The following is a 14,075-nucleotide window of genomic DNA, read 5'->3' as shown; positions in this document are numbered from 1 at the left end:
AGCAAGCTGGCTCCTACCCCTTGTTCAGACGGTTGGCTGCCCAGGTCATCAGCAGCACGAACATGAAATAGGAGATCACCAGGGCGCTGGTGAAATGGCCGCTGTCGTTGCGCATGTTGTACAGGTACACCTGCAGCGTCTCGTAGCGGCTGCCCACCAGCAGGTTGGCGAAGACGAATTCGCCGAACAGGAAGCTGAAGGACAGGAACACCGAAACCATCAACCCCTTGCGCAGGTTCGGCAGCACCACCATGAATGCGGCGCGCCAGGTGCTGGCGCCGAGCAGGTGGGCGGCGTCCATCAGGTCGCGCAGGTTGATCGCCTGCAGGTTGTTGCTGATGGCGCGGTACATGAAGGGCAGGGCGATGGTGAAGTAGCAGCCGATCAGTATCCATGGCGTACCGAGGATCGGCAGCGGGCCGGACGCGAACAGCTGCATCAGGCCGACCGAGGACACCACCGGCGGAATGGCGAACGGCAGCAGGATCAGCACGTTCATCACCGCGTCCAGTTTGGGGAAGTGGTAGTTGACCACGAACAGCAGCGGCAGGATCAGCAGCAATGACAACGCCAGCGCGCCAAAGCACACCAGCAGCGAGCGGCCGAAGGCGGCCAGAAAGCGCGCATCGCTCCACAGCGCCACGTACCACTTGAAGGTAAAGCCGCTGGGCAGGACGGTCGCCGACCAACTGGTGGATAGCGAATACACCAGTGTGCCGAGCAGTGGCAGCAGCAGGATCAGAAACAGCAGGTAGACCACCAGTTGGTGGAACAGCGGCGAGCGTTTTTCAGCGGGCGACATGGTAGCTCCGGCGCAGCAGCCATTGGTGGACGATGGTGATCAGGGTCATCAGGCCGACCAGCACCATCGCCAGTGCGCTGGCCATGTTCGGATCGAGGAAGATGTCGCCGGAGACCATCGCCGCGATACGGATCGGCAGGATGTTGAAGTTGCCGGTGGTCAGCGCATACACCGTGGCGTAGGCGCCCAGGGCGTTGGCCAGCAGGATGACGAAGGTGCCAAGTAGTGCAGGGGTCAGCACCGGCAGGCCGATATGGCGCCAGAACTGCCAATTGCTGGCGCCGAGCAGCTCGGCCGACTCGCGCCAGTCTTCGCGCAGGGCGTCGAAGGCCGGATAGAGCAGCAGCACGCCGAGGGGAATCTGGAAATAGGTGTAAAGGACGATCAGACCCGTCTTGGAGTAGAGGTTGAAGTCCTCGATCACGCCCATCTGCTTGAGCAGGATGGTCAGCGCGCCGTTGAAACCGAGCAGGATGATGAAGGCGAAGGCCAGCGGCACCCCGGAGAAGTTGCTGGTCATGTTGGAAAACGCCATGACGAAGTCGCGCAGGCGGCTACTGACCTGGCGCAGCGAATAGCTGCCGATGATGGCGATGATGATGCCGAACAGGCTCGACCAGAAGGCCACCTCCAGGCTGTGGCGCATGGCCTGACGATAGAACGCCGAAGAAAACGCCTGCTGGAAATTACCCAGACCCCAGCCATCGGCAGTGTTCAGGCTGTTGCTCGCCACCCAGGCCAGCGGCGCGATCTGGAAGGCGAGGAAGAACAGGGCGAAGGGCACCAAGCACAACAGCGCCCAACCCTTGCTGGAAATGGACGACTTCATGCAAGCAGCTCCCTGCACCAGGGTTTGTCGTGGGCCACGCCGAGCAGCTGGCAGATGGTGCCGCATAACTCGGTTTGTTGCGGGCGGGCTGCAGGATCGAGGCTGAACGCGCTGCCGAGAACGATCAGCGGCACTTCGCGCTCTTCCGCCAGCAGGCCATTGTGGCTGCGGTCGTTGTTCATGCCGTGATCGGCGGTCACCAGGATCTGGTAACCGGCGTCGAGCCAGGGCTGGATGTATTCGGCCAGCAGCACATCGGCCATGCGCGCGGCGTTGCGGTACTGCGAACTGTCGAGACCGTGCTTGTGGCCGGCGTCGTCGATGTTCATCGGGTGCACCAGCAGCAGGTTGGGGCTATGGCGCTGGCGCAGGCTGTCGGCATCGGCGAACAGGTGCGAATCCGGGTAGTGGTCGGCGTAGTAGAAGTGGCCGTGCTGGATCGGTAGCGACTCATCGCTGGTATGACGGTCGCGGGCAGCCTGGAAGGGCGCGCGGTTATACAACTCACTGACCCAGTGATAGGCCGCAGCGGCGGTGCTCAGGCCGGCGTCACGGGCGTAGTGAAAGATGCTGCGCTGATGCGACAGGCGCACCACATCGTTATTGACGATGCCGCTGTCGATGGGCGCCACGCCGGTGAGGATGCATTCGTAGAGCGGGCGGGACAGCGCCGGCAGGGCGCAGTCGAGCTTGTACAGCGCGGCGCGTCCGGCCTGACAGTATGCCTGCAGATGCCCCAGCGCATGCTGGGCCACCTGATAGCTCAGGCCATCCAGTACCACCAGAATGACGTTGTGTTTCATCGATATCTCTCGTTCGGTCGTAGCCCGGAGATGATCCGGGAGAAGTGCCGTCATATTGTTCACATAAGCAACGGTCGAACGCGGTCAGTCCCCTCGCCCCTTTGGGGAGAGGGTTAGGGAGAGGGGAAAACCGGCAGATTCGCGGTGTTTTCAGCCCTCTCCCCCAGCCCCTCTCCCATGAATGGGAGAGGGGAGCCAATCGCGTGCATGCAGCATTCAAGGTAATGCCCAAGAACACCCAGGATTACCTCCGGGCTACGGCATCAGTTCATATTGATGATCACGTGCTCCTGCCACAGGCGCGGCAGGGCCTTGGAGGTGGCCTCCCAGGCAGCGGCATCCTTGATCGGCTGGACCTTGGCGTACTGCTCTTGCGGCAGCAGCTTGGCCTGCACCTCGGCCGGCAGCTCGATGTGCTCGGCACGGATCGGGCGGGCGTTGCCCTTGGCCAGGTTGATCTGCCCGGCGTCGCTCAAGATGTATTCGCGGGTCAGCTTGGCGGCGTTGGGGTTCTTCGCCCACTTGTTAATGATGGTGGTGTAACCGGAGATCACCGAACCGTCAGACGGGATCAGCACCTCGAAGCGCTCGGGGTCGATCTGGTCGCGGTAGCTCAGGCCGTTGAAGTCCCAGACGATGCCGACTTCCACTTCGCCCTTCTCCAGGGTCTGGATGGTCGGGTTGGCCAGCGACAGGCGACGCTGCTTGGCCAGTTCGCCGTAGAAATCCAGGGCCGGTTGCACGTTGCTCTCGTTGCCGCCCATGGCGATGGCAGCCGCCAGTACACCGTTGACCGCTTGCGCAGCGGTGCTGACGTCCCCGGCTGAGACCTTGTAGGTGCCGGTCTTGAGGTCGGCCCAGGAACGCGGGATGTCCTTGACCAGTTGCTTGTTGACGATAAAGGCGATGGAGCCGGTGTAGGCCAGCATCCAGTGGCCATCTTCATCCTTGGCCCAATCCGGAATCTGCGCCCAGGTGCTCGGCTTGTACGGCTGGGTGACACCCTGCTGCACTGCGATGGGGCCGAAGGCGGCGCCGACGTCACCGATATCGGCGGTAGCGTTTTCCTTCTCGGCGGCGAACTTGGCGATTTCCTGCGCCGAGCTCATGTCGGTGTCCTGATGCTTGAGACCGTAGAGGCGCGCCAGGTCCGCCCAGGTGTCTTTCCAGTTGGCCCAGCTGTCGGGCATACCCACGCTATTCACCGCGCCCTCGGCGCGTGCAGCCTGTTCCAGTGCCTGCAAGTCGGTGCCTTCGGCCATGGCGGAGGTCGCCAGGGCGATGGCCGAGCCCATCAGTGAAGCCAGCAGCAGTTGTTTCATCGGAAACTCCTTTGCATGAGAGTGTTGGTCTAGATCAGCAAGACCTGAGCCAATCTAGGCGCCTTCAATGACAGTTTTATGTCGGGTCGCCGGGGGCAGATGTCTAGGCTTGACCGGCTGGCGCGCTCAACAAGCGTAGACCATGGCTAAGTAACTGATTTCGCGGCCTGCGGACCTTGGCGGCGGTGGCATGCGGCGTGCTTGTAGCAGGGTTGTCATCTGCAGGTCATCTAGACTGCCTAGGCTGGTAAGCCGTCCGAGCACACGACTTTTGCCCCGTGATGGGGCTGGACTAGTCCATAAGGGAGACAATTGATGCGCGAAGAAGCGCCGCGGGCCGTCACCGTCATCTGCCGCGCGTTGCAGGAGCAGATCGACCGCGGCCTGCTGCCCTCCGGTAGCAAGCTGCCGGCCGAACGCAAGCTCAGCGAACTGTTCGACACCACCCGCATCACCCTGCGCGAGGCGCTCGGCCAGCTGGAGGCACAGGGGCTGGTCTATCGCGAGGAGCGTCGTGGCTGGTTCGTTTCGCCGCAACGGGTGGCCTACAACCCTCTGGTACGTACCCACTTCCACGCCATGGTCGCCGAGCAGGGGCGGGTACCGGCTACCGAGGTCCTGAGTGCGCGCTTGATGCCGGCCTCCGCGCAGATCTGTCAGGTGCTGGCGCTGCCGGCACTGTCGAGCGTCTATCAGGTGTGCCGCGCGCGGCGCATCGACGGGCGCCTGGTGCTGTATGTCGAGCACTACCTGAATCCGGCCTACTTCCCCGGCATTCTCGAGTTCGACCTGACTCGCTCGCTGACCGACCTGTATGCCAGCGAGTACGGCATCCACTACGGTCGCGTGCGCTTCGACATGGTACCCACCGCGCTGCACGCCGAAGCCGCGGCCAGCCTCAAGGTGGCAGCGGGCAGCCCGGCGCTGCGCATTACCCGGGTCAACCGCGATCAGCACGGACGCATCATCGACTGCGACCTGGAGTTCTGGCGCCACGACGCCATTCACGTCAGCGTCGAAGTCCCCGAGTAGAGTGCGCTGCGCGCACCGAGGTCGCCGGCAGACTGTGAATCGCCAGTGCGCGAGGACTACGGAGAGGCTGATGCGCACGGCGCACCCTACCGTTCGTCGGCTTCTGTGATGTTTTTGCGGCCAATGTCGAAATGCGCTCGCTGCGTTCGACTATCCAGTACCCACCCGCCAAGGAACTGGAGTGCGTCATGAAATACCTCTGCCTCGTCTACGCCAACGAACAGGAGCTGCACAGCTCCCCCGACAGCCCGCATGACAGCGAATGCTTCGCCTACGCCAACTCGGTTCAGGAGAGCGGGCGCATGCTCGCCGCCGAGGCGCTGCAATCGGTGCAGACCGCCACCACCGTGCGCATGCGCGGCGGCAAGCTGGCGATCACCGACGGCCCCTTCGCCGAAACCAAGGAGCAACTGGCCGGCTTCTATCTGGTGGAGGCGCGCGACCTCAACGAGGCCATCCAGCTCGCCGGACACATTCCCGCCGCCCGTGTCGGCTGCGTGGAAGTGCGCCCGGTGCGCGAGCTGGATATCCAGCCGGCGCAGCTGCAGGCCGCTCAGCACTGAGCCGGCAAGGCTCGATCAACAGGGAGAACCGCTATGGATCGCCACTATGTCCCCGAGGTCGCCACGCGTGAGCAATGGCTGGCCGCTCGCAAGGCGCTGCTCGAACAGGAAAAGGCGCTGACCCGTCAGCGCGACGCAATCAACCGCGCCCGCCGTGCCCTGCCCATGGTGCTGGTGGAAGAGGATTACCGCTTCGACGGCCCGCAGGGCGAAGTCGGCCTGGAGGCGCTGTTCCACGGGCGCAGCCAGCTGATCGTCTACCACTTCATGTACCACATGGATCGCGGCGAGGGCTCTGACGGCTGTTCCTGCCTGGTGGACAACATCGGCCACCAGTCCCACCTGCATGCTCGCGATACCAACCTGGTCCTGGTTTCGCGGGCGCCCTTGGCCGATCTCGAGGCGTTCAAACGGCGCATGGGCTGGACCCTGCCCTGGTACAGCTCCTACGGCAGCCGCTTCAACTACGACTACCATGCCACCACCGACGAGCAGGTCGCGCCGGTCGAATACAACTACCGCGACAAGGACGAGCTCGAGCGCCTGGGGCTGACCTATCACATCCAGGGCGAGCAGCCCGGTGTCAGCGTGTTCCTGCGCGACGGTGGGCGCATCTACCACACCTATTCCACCTATGGCCGAGGCGTGGAGATGCTGATGAGCAGCTTCCATTTCCTCGACTTCACGCCTTTTGGCCGCGGCGAGGGTTGGGACGGCATGCCCGATCTGGACGGCAAGGGGCTCAACTGGACGCGCCTGCACGACGAGTACGAACAGACCGCGCCCACCCACGACTGCTGCGGCCACAAGGCCTGAACCTAAGGCTCTGTACGAAAAGTCGTCGAGCGATGGTCAGGCAAGGCAAAAACAGGCGAAGAAGCGGAGTTTACGTGTTGTAAATGAGCATTCTGAGTCTGTTTTTAACGCAGCATCACCGAGCGCAGGCACTTTTTGTACAGAGCCTAGCGAAGGAGAAACGACATGAGTCAGCACGAACTGCAAGATGCCCTGAACGACTGGACCGAAGCCTGCCGCAGCAAGGACGTGGCGCGCATCATGAGTCACTACGTCGAGGACGTGGTGTCCTACGACGCCATCGGCCCGTTGCGTTTCCAGGGGCGCCCGGCGTACCAGGCACATTGGCAGGCCTGCATGGAGATGTGCAGCGGCCCGGGGATGTTCGAACCGCACGAGCCGGCCTTCACCGCCAGCGGCGATCTGGGCGTGACCCATTACCTGCTGCATTGTGGCGGCGCCAATGAAAAGGGCGAGCTGGAGACCTGCTGGATGCGCGTGACCCAGTGCCTGCGCCGCCAGGGCGGCCGCTGGCTGATCTTCCACGAGCATTTCTCTGCCCCGAGCGACATGGAAAGCGGCAAGGCGCTGTTCGATCTGCAGCCCTAGCAGGCTGTTGAAAAACTACCTGCGTTGCCATTGCTGCGTTGAAAACAGGCTCAAAATGCTCATTTACAACACGTAAAGTCGAGCGCGACCCCGGCCGTTTTTCGCCTGTTTTTGTGGGGCCGCCATCGGTATTGCACTGGCTTGCCTCGCCTACGTTTTTCAACGGCCTGCTAGCGAGCGGGGACTACGCGATGGTCTGGTGCGTACCAGACCATCCTTAGCGCGCGACCAGTTCCAGCATGCGTTGCGCCTGCTGGCGTAGGGCCTCACGCAACTCGACCGGCTGTTCGATGGTGAAGTCGAAGGACAGGCGTAGCAGCAGGCGAGCGAACCAGGTCGGGCTGTCGGTGCTGGTGGTCAGGCGCACGCTGTTGCCTTCGGGCATCAGCAGACCGGCGTTGCTCCCCAGTTCGGCGATGGCACCGGCGAGGTCGGTGTGCAGCTGGATACTCACCGGGTAGGCCCGTGGCAGGGTGGCGATGCTGGTATTGAGGTGGGCGGCGGCGTCGAAGGCTTCCGGCCGCTCGAAGTGGCTCTCCAGGGCGCGCACTTCGCGCAGGCGATCCAGGCGGAAAGAACGCACCGCCTGGCGTAGGTGGCAGTAGCCGCTCAGGTACCAGAAGCCCTGGCGGAACACCAAACCGTAGGGATCGACCTCGCGCTCACTGCATTGGCCCTGATCGCTGCAATAGCTCACCCGCACCTGACGGCGCGCCTCGGCGGCGGCGGCGAGCTCGGCCAGCAGTTGCTGGTCGCCATTGGCGCGGCTGCGCGGCAGATCCAGGATCGCGCTCTGGCTCAGGGCGCGCACCCGCTGCTGCAGCCCCTTGGGCATGACCCGCTCCAGCTTGGCGCGGGCACTGGCCACCGCCACGGCTGTTTCTGCCAGGCCCAGATTGGCCGTCGCCAGCAGGCCCAGCGCCACCGCCTGAGCCTCCTCAGCCGTGAACATCAAGGGCGGCAGCTTGAAACCGGCCACCAGGCGGTAACCACCGTGCCGGCCGCGCTCGCTGGTCACCGGAATTCCCAGGTCTTCCAGGTGGCGGATGTAACGGCGCAGGGTGCGGCCGTCCACCTCGAGGCGCTCGGCCAGTTCGCGGCCGCTGAGCTGGCCATGGCTTTGTAGCAGTTCCAGCAGGGCGAGCACGCGGGTGGTGGGGCTGTTCATGGGGATCGCAGGCTCCGTAGGGGGCGCTGTGCGCACCGGTCAAACCGCTAACTGTCTTGCTGCGCGCGCACTCAAAAAAAACAGCGGTAGGCGATTTTATTAGGGCGGAATATAGCCTAGTTGGCTCTTAGTCTGGAGGTAGGTCGACGCTAAAGACGTGTCGGCCACCAGCAGACAAGGAGCAACCCTTATGCAACCGATACTGTTCTACGGCGTTCCGCAAGGCTGTTCGTTCGGCTCGATCGTAGCCCTCGAGTGGCTCGGCCAACCTTATCGCCTGTGCCGGGTCGAGATGCTCGAGCAACCCTGGGACCCGCTTTTCGAGCGGATCAACCCGCTCTATCAGACGCCCGCACTGCTGCTGGAGAACGGCGAGTTCCTGAGTGAGAGCCTGGCCATTCTCCTGAACCTGGCGGCGCGGTCGGTGGATACGCCGCTGGGCCCACGCCAGGGCAGCGACGAATTCGATGCACTCAACCAGATGCTGTCCTACCTGGTGACCGACTTTTTCTCCGCCTTCAACCCGCTGTGGCTGGCTTATGAAAAGGCTGAGCTGGACGAGCCGCAGCGCGAGCTGTTGCGCAGCCTCGGCGCAGAACAGGTGAAGGCGGGCTGTCGTTATCTCGATCGGTTGCTCAGCGAGCGTGACTGGCTGCTGGGTCAGCGACGCAGTCTGGCGGATGCCTACCTGAGCGGTGTCGGCCGCTGGGTCGACTACCACCAGTTGTTCGATCCGCGACACGACTACCCGCATCTGGCCCGCCACCTGGCTCGACTCGCCAACGATCCGGCGGCGCGTTTCGCTCATGCGATCGAGCAGGGCATGACGGTTGAGGGCGCTGGCGGCTTCCTCGGCCATGTGGGCTTCCAACAACTGCGCGAAGGGCTGTGCGCAGCCTGAAAACCTATGGTGAGGTTTCGATGATCGACCATCTTTGTATCACCGTGGCCAACTTTCGCCGCAGTCGCGCCTGGTATCAGGCGGCCCTGGCGCCTTTGGGCTACGAACTGAAATACGACGGCGAGCATGGTGCTGGGTTGGCCGCCGGCTTCGGTCCGCAGGCCGAGGAGCAGGCCGTGCTTTACCTGCTCAGTGCCGCCCCCGGACGTGGTCAGTGTGAGCCGCTGACGCATTTTTGCCTGCGTGCCGACAGCCAGGCGACAGTGCAAGCCTTCCATGCCGCGGCGTTGCAGGCCGGTGGCGAAGACAATGGCCGGCCCGGCCTGCGCGAAGAATATGGTTACTACGCCGCCTTCGTGCTTGACCCCGATGGCTACAACGTCGAGGTGGCCTGTTACGTCTGAACCTTCGTCACTACTGGCCCAGCGCCGCGCAGGAAGGCTCGTAGCGCTGCTGGCAGGCGCTCTGGTACAGGCGCTGCGCCTGGTCAGGGTCGCGTGGTACGCCGCCTTCGCCGCGTCGGTAAAGGTTGCCCAGCACATGCTGCGCCATCGGGTTGCCCGCAGCGGCTGACTGGTTGAGGTACTTGAGCATGTCACGCTGGTTGGCGAACTCAGGGGCGTCGCGGCCGGTGTAGAGGTAGGCCAAGCTGACCGCGGCCATGGCGTGCCCCTTGTCGGCGGCCTGCTTCCACCAGTATTCGGCCTGCTTGAGGTTCTTTTCCGGCTGGCCGACGAAGTAGCTGCTGCCGAGCTGGAACTGGCTTTCCAGATCACCACGCTGGGCCTGCTGGCGCAGTTGATCCTGTTCGGTCTGGGTGACGGGCTGTTCCACCTGCGGCTGTTTTTCCGGCGCGCTGGAGTCTGGTTCACGCCCGGCGCAGCCCGCCAGCAACGCAAGGGCGAGCAGGGCAGTGGTAGCGTGACGCAGGTTGATCGGGCTGGGCATGGCAGAAACTCCGTAGGCGGGAAACAGGGCAAGTCGCTATTAGGCTGACTCTGGACACCATAGTTCGCCGTCGTTGATCAGACTGTCGCGGTGCGACTTCACACTCGCGTCATGAACTGCAATCCTGAGCGCTGATTTCGCTTACGAGGCAGTCATGAAGATCAGTGCGGATTTCGACAGTGGCAACATTCAGGTCGTCGACGCCAGCGACCCGCAGCGCGTACTGCTGGCCATGCGCCCGGACCTCAACAGCCACCATTTCCAGTGGTTTCACTTTCAGGTCGATGGTCTGCAACCTGGCCAGGGTTATGGCTTCTGCCTGACCAATGCCGGGCAGTCGGCTTACAACCGCGCCTGGGACGGTTACCAGGCCGTGGCCAGCTACGATCAGCAGGACTGGTTTCGCGTGCCCACCCGTTATGAGGACGGGCAACTGCACTTCGAGTTGCAAGCCGAGCACGAGCGCGTCTGGTTCGCTTATTTCGAGCCTTACCCGCGAGCGCGGCATGAACGCCTGATCGCCAACGCTCTGGAGCGCGGCGCTGAACTGGTTGCCAGCGGTAGAAGCCTGGAAGGCCGTGATATCCAGCTACTGCGCATTGGTGGCCAGGCTGGCGCTGCGCGCAAACTGTGGATCATCGCCCAGCAGCATCCGGGTGAGCATATGGCCGAGTGGTTCATGGAGGGGCTGATCGAGCGCCTGCAGGATCCGCAGGATGCCGAGGTCCAGGCGTTGCTCAGCCAGGCAGAATTCTATCTGGTACCGAACATGAATCCGGACGGTGCCTATCGCGGTCATCTGCGCACCAACCATGCCGGGCAGGACCTCAATCGCGCCTGGCAGTCAGCCAGCTCCGAGCGCAGCCCCGAGGTGTTGTTCGTGCTGCAGCACATGCAGCGTATTGGCGTTGACCTGTTCCTCGATATCCACGGCGACGAAGAGATACCTCACGTGTTCACCGCCGGTTGTGAGGGCAATCCGGGCTACACCCCACGGTTGGCTGCGCTGGAAGAAGACTTCCGCAATCGTCTGGTAGGTATCGGCGCCGAGTTTCAGACCCGTTTCGGTTATCCGCGTGACGAGCCGGGTCAAGCCAACCTTACCCTGGCCTGTAACGCCGTCGGCCAGGCCTTCGATTGCCTGTCGTTCACCATCGAGATGCCGTTCAAGGACCACGACGACAACCCGCAGCCGCGCACTGGCTGGAATGGCGCACGCTCGCAGAAGCTGGGGCAGGATGTGTTGACGGTGCTGGCGCAGATGGTCGGGCGCTTGCGCTGAAACTGGGTGTCCCGGCTGAGGGCGTCTAGGCCGGTGCGCACGGCGCACCCTACGGGTTAACGTCGTGCAGGGAGCGTCAAAGTTGGCGGGCAAAAAAAAGCCCGTCACGAGGACGGGCATAAAGTGCCGTTAACACACAGGAGTCAATAGGACGCAGTGATGCGTCCGGTATTACAGAATCGACAGCGGGTAGTTGATGATCAGACGGTTCTCGTGCAGATCCTGGCCAACGTCACGGCGGACGTCGGAGTTACGCCAGCGAATGTTCAGGTTCTTCAGGGTGCCTTCCTGAATGGTGTAGGCCAGTTCGGTTTCACGACTCCACTCTTCGGCATCGGTACGGCCGCCGGCATGGATATTGGAGCCGCTGGTGTAGCGGTTCATCAGGGTCAGGCCCGGGATGCCGAGGCCGGCGAAGTTGTAGTCATGACGCAGCTGCCAGGAACGTTCCTCGGGGCTGTCGAAAGCAGACAGGAAACCGTCGTTGACCAGGGTGCCGCCACTGGCGCCGTCGATACGCAGGAATTTGGTATCACCGCTCAGTCGCTGGTAGGTGACCTGGAAGGTGTTGTTGCCCCTCTTGGCCGACAGCGCACCCTGATAGACCTTGTTGTCCAGGTCGCCGGCCTTGGCCGCGCCTTCGTCCTTGCCGTTGAAGTAGCCAAGGTTGGCACCCAGAACCCAGTCACCCACCGGCTGGCTGTGGGTCAGTTGCACGTAGCTCTGCTGATAGACGTCTTCCAGGCGTGCGTGCCAGACGCCGACCATGGTGTTGTTGCCGTTGAAACGGTACTCACCACCGCCGAAGTTGAAGTCATCGCCTTCTACACCGTTGAACGTCATGTCTTCACGGCTGGCATCGTGACGCTGGCTGTTCTTCCAGAACTGGCCGCCGTACAGGGTCAGGCCATCGATCTCGCTGGAAGTCAGCTGGGCACCCTGGAAGGTTTGCGGCAGCGAACGACCGTCGTCAGCGCGCAGGATCGGCAGCACGGCGAACCACTCGCCGACCTTCAGTTCGGTCTTGGAAATCTTGGCCTTGGCAGCTACGGCAGTACGGCCGAACTGGTCGGCGGCCTGGCCATCATCGTGGATCGGCATCAGTTGGGTGTTGGCGGCGCCACGGTTGCCATCCAGCTTGATGCTGTACAGACCGAGCACATCAAGGCCAAAGCCGACAGTGCCCTGAGTGAAACCGGAGCGGGCATCGAGGATGAAGTTCTGCGTCCAGCCTTCGGCCTGGCCCTGGCGCTCGCCACGGATCACCGGATCGGTGCCGTTGAGGTAGTTGCGGTTGAAGTAATAGTTGCGCAGGCCGAGGGTGACCTTGGCGTCTTCGACGAAGCCGGCAGCGTGCGTGGTGGTCGGCATAACCAGGGCCAGAGCCGTGCTGCCGAGCAGGGCCAATGGAATGATGTTGCGTGCGGTCATTGTTGTTGTGCTCCCAGTTTTTGAACGAACCATCCCCTGCTGGTCTGCATCAGGACCTGCATGATGGGAATGTTGTGTTTGCCCCGTAGAGGGCGATAGCCCGGCCGAACGCGGCCGGTCATTGCTGGTGGCTGACGTCAGCCTCCGGCGAATCCGGTTCTATGGCGTGTGGCGGCGATGGATGCCGAGCAGGCGAGGGGCTGCTGCGCTGAGGGAGAGGCGAGGGTAGTCATGTCATGGCCCTGTTTCTTGTTTTTATCGTTGTCATATGTCGTCATACAACTTGCTGGATTATCGACAGCCTTTTTATCGCTTGTCAACGCATTGCTAGACGAAAGTCTGAGTAGGTTTTCCCGATGTAACGGCGCTATTGGCGATGTTGCAGGCTTGCAACGCGGTTCTGCGCAGAGCTGGTAAACCAACTGGTATCGAATTTGTTGTGTGATAACGTATGACAAATTCACTTACATCAAGGGTTTATCCATGCCGCATTGCCTGATCGAAGCCGCCCGCGAGGTGAGTGAGCTGATCGCGCCGCAGGAGCTGGTGCAACTGGTGCATGACCAGGCGGCTGACACGGGACTGTTCCAGCCCGGTGAGATCAAGGTGCGCCTGAGCCTGTACGAGCACCACTGCGTGGGTGGCGAGCCGGGGCTGTTCGTGCACCTGATCTTCTACGTGCTGGCCGGTCGCAGCGATGACGACAAGCGGGCGCTGTCGCGGCGCGTAGTGCGTGCACTGGTCGAGCGTCTGCCGCAGGTGCCGGCGATCTCTCTGGACGTGCGTGACATCTGCCGCGAGGTGTTCAGCAACAGACGCAACTGCCTGGACGATTAATCCGTCTCCAGTAAACGCGCCCCGGGGCCCTGTTCGCCGAGTTCGTCCCTGGGGTTGCGCAGTGGGCAGTCCTGCATCGACAGGCAACCGCAACCGATACAGCCGGTGAGCTGGTCACGAAGACGCGTCAGCTGCTCGATGCGCGCATCCAGATCGCGCTGCCATTGCGCCGACAGTTGCTGCCAGTCCGCTGCCGTCGGCATGTGATCGCGGGGCAGTGTGCTCAGTGCCACACCGATATCGGCCAGGGGAATGCCCAGGCGCTGTGCCACCTTGATGATCGCGACGCGGCGCAGCACGTCGCGCCGGTAACGCCGCTGATTGCCGGCGTTGCGCTGGCTGTGGATCAGCCCTTTGGTCTCGTAGAAATGCAGTGTGGAAACCGCCACGCCGCTGCGTTCGGCGATCTGGCCGACGCTCAGCGGGCGTTCGTGGATGGAGCACGACGTCGTCATGAAAAATCCTGTTGACCTCAAGTTAAGTTGAGGTTTTACCCTCGCTGGCCTTGATAGACAACACCGAGGGCAATTCCATGCCCGGATGCAAGCCGGTAGCTTTTCAGGGCATCGGCGGATTGCATCCGGGCTATGGAGTAGTCATCTGTAGGGCGGGTGCAACCCGCCAGGGCTATGTGGCGGGTTTCACCCGCCCTACGAACTGAACTGGTCGGTGCAGACGCTGCGCGCCGGGCGCGAGCGGGTGCCCTATGAGCGGATCAGGGGGTAGAAACGACGTAGCCCAATGAGATGGACT

General features: G+C 62.7%; 16 protein-coding genes. 8 read left to right on the top strand and 8 right to left on the bottom strand.

Annotation, left to right across the window (positions count from 1 at the left end; translation table 11 throughout):
* Positions 1-13: 13 nt before the first annotated feature.
* The 4 genes from DBO86_RS21505 to DBO86_RS21490 all read right to left on the bottom strand — a co-directional run bounded on the left by DBO86_RS21505 (position 14) and on the right by DBO86_RS21490 (position 3,756).
* On the bottom strand, positions 14-802 hold the full coding sequence (locus DBO86_RS21505) for an ABC transporter permease (protein ID WP_108234783.1): 789 nt from the start codon (positions 800-802) through the stop codon (positions 14-16).
* Positions 789-1,631, bottom strand: a complete 843-nt coding sequence (locus DBO86_RS21500; protein WP_108234782.1) for an ABC transporter permease — start codon at positions 1,629-1,631, stop codon at positions 789-791. The genes DBO86_RS21505 and DBO86_RS21500 overlap by 14 nt, the downstream gene beginning before the upstream one ends.
* Positions 1,628-2,434, bottom strand: a complete 807-nt coding sequence (locus tag DBO86_RS21495) for an alkaline phosphatase family protein (protein ID WP_108234781.1) — start codon at positions 2,432-2,434, stop codon at positions 1,628-1,630. The genes DBO86_RS21500 and DBO86_RS21495 overlap by 4 nt, the downstream gene beginning before the upstream one ends.
* Before the next feature lie 263 nt (positions 2,435-2,697).
* Positions 2,698-3,756, bottom strand: coding sequence for an ABC transporter substrate-binding protein (locus DBO86_RS21490; protein WP_084340601.1), 1,059 nt, complete (start codon positions 3,754-3,756; stop codon positions 2,698-2,700).
* Positions 3,757-4,071: 315 nt separating this feature from the next.
* On the opposite strand from DBO86_RS21490, the gene DBO86_RS21485 reads away from it, so the two are divergent.
* The 4 genes from DBO86_RS21485 to DBO86_RS21465 all read left to right on the top strand — a co-directional run bounded on the left by DBO86_RS21485 (position 4,072) and on the right by DBO86_RS21465 (position 6,755).
* Positions 4,072-4,788, top strand: coding sequence for a UTRA domain-containing protein (locus DBO86_RS21485; protein WP_108234780.1), 717 nt, complete (start codon positions 4,072-4,074; stop codon positions 4,786-4,788).
* A 188-nt stretch (positions 4,789-4,976) separates the two neighbouring features.
* Positions 4,977-5,351, top strand: coding sequence for a YciI family protein (locus tag DBO86_RS21480; RefSeq protein WP_075746084.1), 375 nt, complete (start codon positions 4,977-4,979; stop codon positions 5,349-5,351).
* Positions 5,352-5,384: 33 nt separating this feature from the next.
* Positions 5,385-6,167 carry a DUF899 domain-containing protein gene (locus tag DBO86_RS21475; RefSeq protein WP_108234779.1) on the top strand — a complete coding sequence of 261 codons (783 nt, stop codon included), beginning with the start codon at positions 5,385-5,387 and terminating at the stop codon, positions 6,165-6,167.
* Between the two features lie 165 nt (positions 6,168-6,332).
* Positions 6,333-6,755 (top strand): YybH family protein, encoded by a 423-nt coding sequence (locus DBO86_RS21465; protein WP_017677900.1) that lies wholly within the window; start codon positions 6,333-6,335, stop codon positions 6,753-6,755.
* Positions 6,756-6,972: 217 nt separating this feature from the next.
* Here DBO86_RS21465 and DBO86_RS21460 read toward each other — a convergent pair whose 3' ends face one another.
* The gene (locus tag DBO86_RS21460) at positions 6,973-7,923 is read right to left on the bottom strand and encodes a helix-turn-helix transcriptional regulator (protein ID WP_108234778.1); all 951 of its coding nucleotides are present in this window, start codon (positions 7,921-7,923) and stop codon (positions 6,973-6,975) included.
* 190 nt (positions 7,924-8,113) lie between these two features.
* Between DBO86_RS21460 and DBO86_RS21455 the strand changes: the two genes are divergently transcribed.
* Together DBO86_RS21455 and DBO86_RS21450 are read left to right on the top strand one after the other, a co-directional pair.
* Positions 8,114-8,824 carry a glutathione S-transferase family protein gene (locus tag DBO86_RS21455; RefSeq protein WP_108234777.1) on the top strand — a complete coding sequence of 237 codons (711 nt, stop codon included), beginning with the start codon at positions 8,114-8,116 and terminating at the stop codon, positions 8,822-8,824.
* Between the two features lie 20 nt (positions 8,825-8,844).
* Positions 8,845-9,228, top strand: coding sequence for a VOC family protein (locus tag DBO86_RS21450; RefSeq protein ID WP_026088661.1), 384 nt, complete (start codon positions 8,845-8,847; stop codon positions 9,226-9,228).
* Between the two features lie 10 nt (positions 9,229-9,238).
* Here the strand turns inward: DBO86_RS21450 and DBO86_RS21445 are convergent, their stop codons facing one another.
* The gene (locus tag DBO86_RS21445) at positions 9,239-9,772 is read right to left on the bottom strand and encodes a tetratricopeptide repeat protein (RefSeq protein WP_108234776.1); all 534 of its coding nucleotides are present in this window, start codon (positions 9,770-9,772) and stop codon (positions 9,239-9,241) included.
* Positions 9,773-9,926: 154 nt separating this feature from the next.
* Here DBO86_RS21445 and DBO86_RS21440 point away from each other — a divergent pair, with 154 nt between their 5' ends.
* Entirely contained in the window at positions 9,927-11,054 is a 1,128-nt protein-coding gene (locus DBO86_RS21440) for a M14 family metallopeptidase (protein WP_108234775.1), read from the top strand.
* A 171-nt stretch (positions 11,055-11,225) separates the two neighbouring features.
* Here DBO86_RS21440 and DBO86_RS21435 read toward each other — a convergent pair whose 3' ends face one another.
* Positions 11,226-12,485: an OprD family porin gene (locus DBO86_RS21435; protein ID WP_108234774.1), complete on the bottom strand. Its 1,260-nt coding sequence runs from the start codon at positions 12,483-12,485 to the stop codon at positions 11,226-11,228.
* A 483-nt stretch (positions 12,486-12,968) separates the two neighbouring features.
* On the opposite strand from DBO86_RS21435, the gene DBO86_RS21430 reads away from it, so the two are divergent.
* Complete coding sequence (locus tag DBO86_RS21430) at positions 12,969-13,322, top strand: 5-carboxymethyl-2-hydroxymuconate Delta-isomerase (RefSeq protein ID WP_059390716.1); 354 nt, start codon at positions 12,969-12,971, stop codon at positions 13,320-13,322.
* Here the strand turns inward: DBO86_RS21430 and soxR are convergent.
* Positions 13,319-13,777 carry a redox-sensitive transcriptional activator SoxR gene (gene soxR, locus DBO86_RS21425; protein ID WP_108234773.1) on the bottom strand — a complete coding sequence of 153 codons (459 nt, stop codon included), beginning with the start codon at positions 13,775-13,777 and terminating at the stop codon, positions 13,319-13,321. The two genes, DBO86_RS21430 and soxR, sit on opposite strands and share 4 nt — an antisense overlap.
* Between the last annotated feature and the right edge of the window lie 298 nt (positions 13,778-14,075).

Origin of the sequence: Ectopseudomonas oleovorans (assembly GCF_003052605.1) — a bacterium.
Taxonomy (GTDB): domain Bacteria; phylum Pseudomonadota; class Gammaproteobacteria; order Pseudomonadales; family Pseudomonadaceae; genus Aquipseudomonas; species Aquipseudomonas oleovorans_A.
The sequence above is the reverse complement of the archived record's forward strand: the minus strand, read 5'-3'. Positions and strand labels throughout refer to the sequence as shown.

Excerpts from the sequence above, each read along its gene's own strand:
- DBO86_RS21505 (WP_108234783.1), bottom strand. The coding sequence starts at position 802 with ATGTCGCCCGCTGAAAAACGCTCGCCGCTGTTCCACCAACTGGTGGTC.
- DBO86_RS21500 (WP_108234782.1), bottom strand. The coding sequence starts at position 1,631 with ATGAAGTCGTCCATTTCCAGCAAGGGTTGGGCGCTGTTGTGCTTGGTG.
- DBO86_RS21495 (WP_108234781.1), bottom strand. The coding sequence starts at position 2,434 with ATGAAACACAACGTCATTCTGGTGGTACTGGATGGCCTGAGCTATCAG.
- DBO86_RS21490 (WP_084340601.1), bottom strand. The coding sequence starts at position 3,756 with ATGAAACAACTGCTGCTGGCTTCACTGATGGGCTCGGCCATCGCCCTG.
- DBO86_RS21485 (WP_108234780.1), top strand. The coding sequence starts at position 4,072 with ATGCGCGAAGAAGCGCCGCGGGCCGTCACCGTCATCTGCCGCGCGTTG.
- DBO86_RS21480 (WP_075746084.1), top strand. The coding sequence starts at position 4,977 with ATGAAATACCTCTGCCTCGTCTACGCCAACGAACAGGAGCTGCACAGC.
- DBO86_RS21475 (WP_108234779.1), top strand. The coding sequence starts at position 5,385 with ATGGATCGCCACTATGTCCCCGAGGTCGCCACGCGTGAGCAATGGCTG.
- DBO86_RS21465 (WP_017677900.1), top strand. The coding sequence starts at position 6,333 with ATGAGTCAGCACGAACTGCAAGATGCCCTGAACGACTGGACCGAAGCC.
- DBO86_RS21460 (WP_108234778.1), bottom strand. The coding sequence starts at position 7,923 with ATGAACAGCCCCACCACCCGCGTGCTCGCCCTGCTGGAACTGCTACAA.
- DBO86_RS21455 (WP_108234777.1), top strand. The coding sequence starts at position 8,114 with ATGCAACCGATACTGTTCTACGGCGTTCCGCAAGGCTGTTCGTTCGGC.
- DBO86_RS21450 (WP_026088661.1), top strand. The coding sequence starts at position 8,845 with ATGATCGACCATCTTTGTATCACCGTGGCCAACTTTCGCCGCAGTCGC.
- DBO86_RS21445 (WP_108234776.1), bottom strand. The coding sequence starts at position 9,772 with ATGCCCAGCCCGATCAACCTGCGTCACGCTACCACTGCCCTGCTCGCC.
- DBO86_RS21440 (WP_108234775.1), top strand. The coding sequence starts at position 9,927 with ATGAAGATCAGTGCGGATTTCGACAGTGGCAACATTCAGGTCGTCGAC.
- DBO86_RS21435 (WP_108234774.1), bottom strand. The coding sequence starts at position 12,485 with ATGACCGCACGCAACATCATTCCATTGGCCCTGCTCGGCAGCACGGCT.
- DBO86_RS21430 (WP_059390716.1), top strand. The coding sequence starts at position 12,969 with ATGCCGCATTGCCTGATCGAAGCCGCCCGCGAGGTGAGTGAGCTGATC.
- soxR (WP_108234773.1), bottom strand. The coding sequence starts at position 13,777 with ATGACGACGTCGTGCTCCATCCACGAACGCCCGCTGAGCGTCGGCCAG.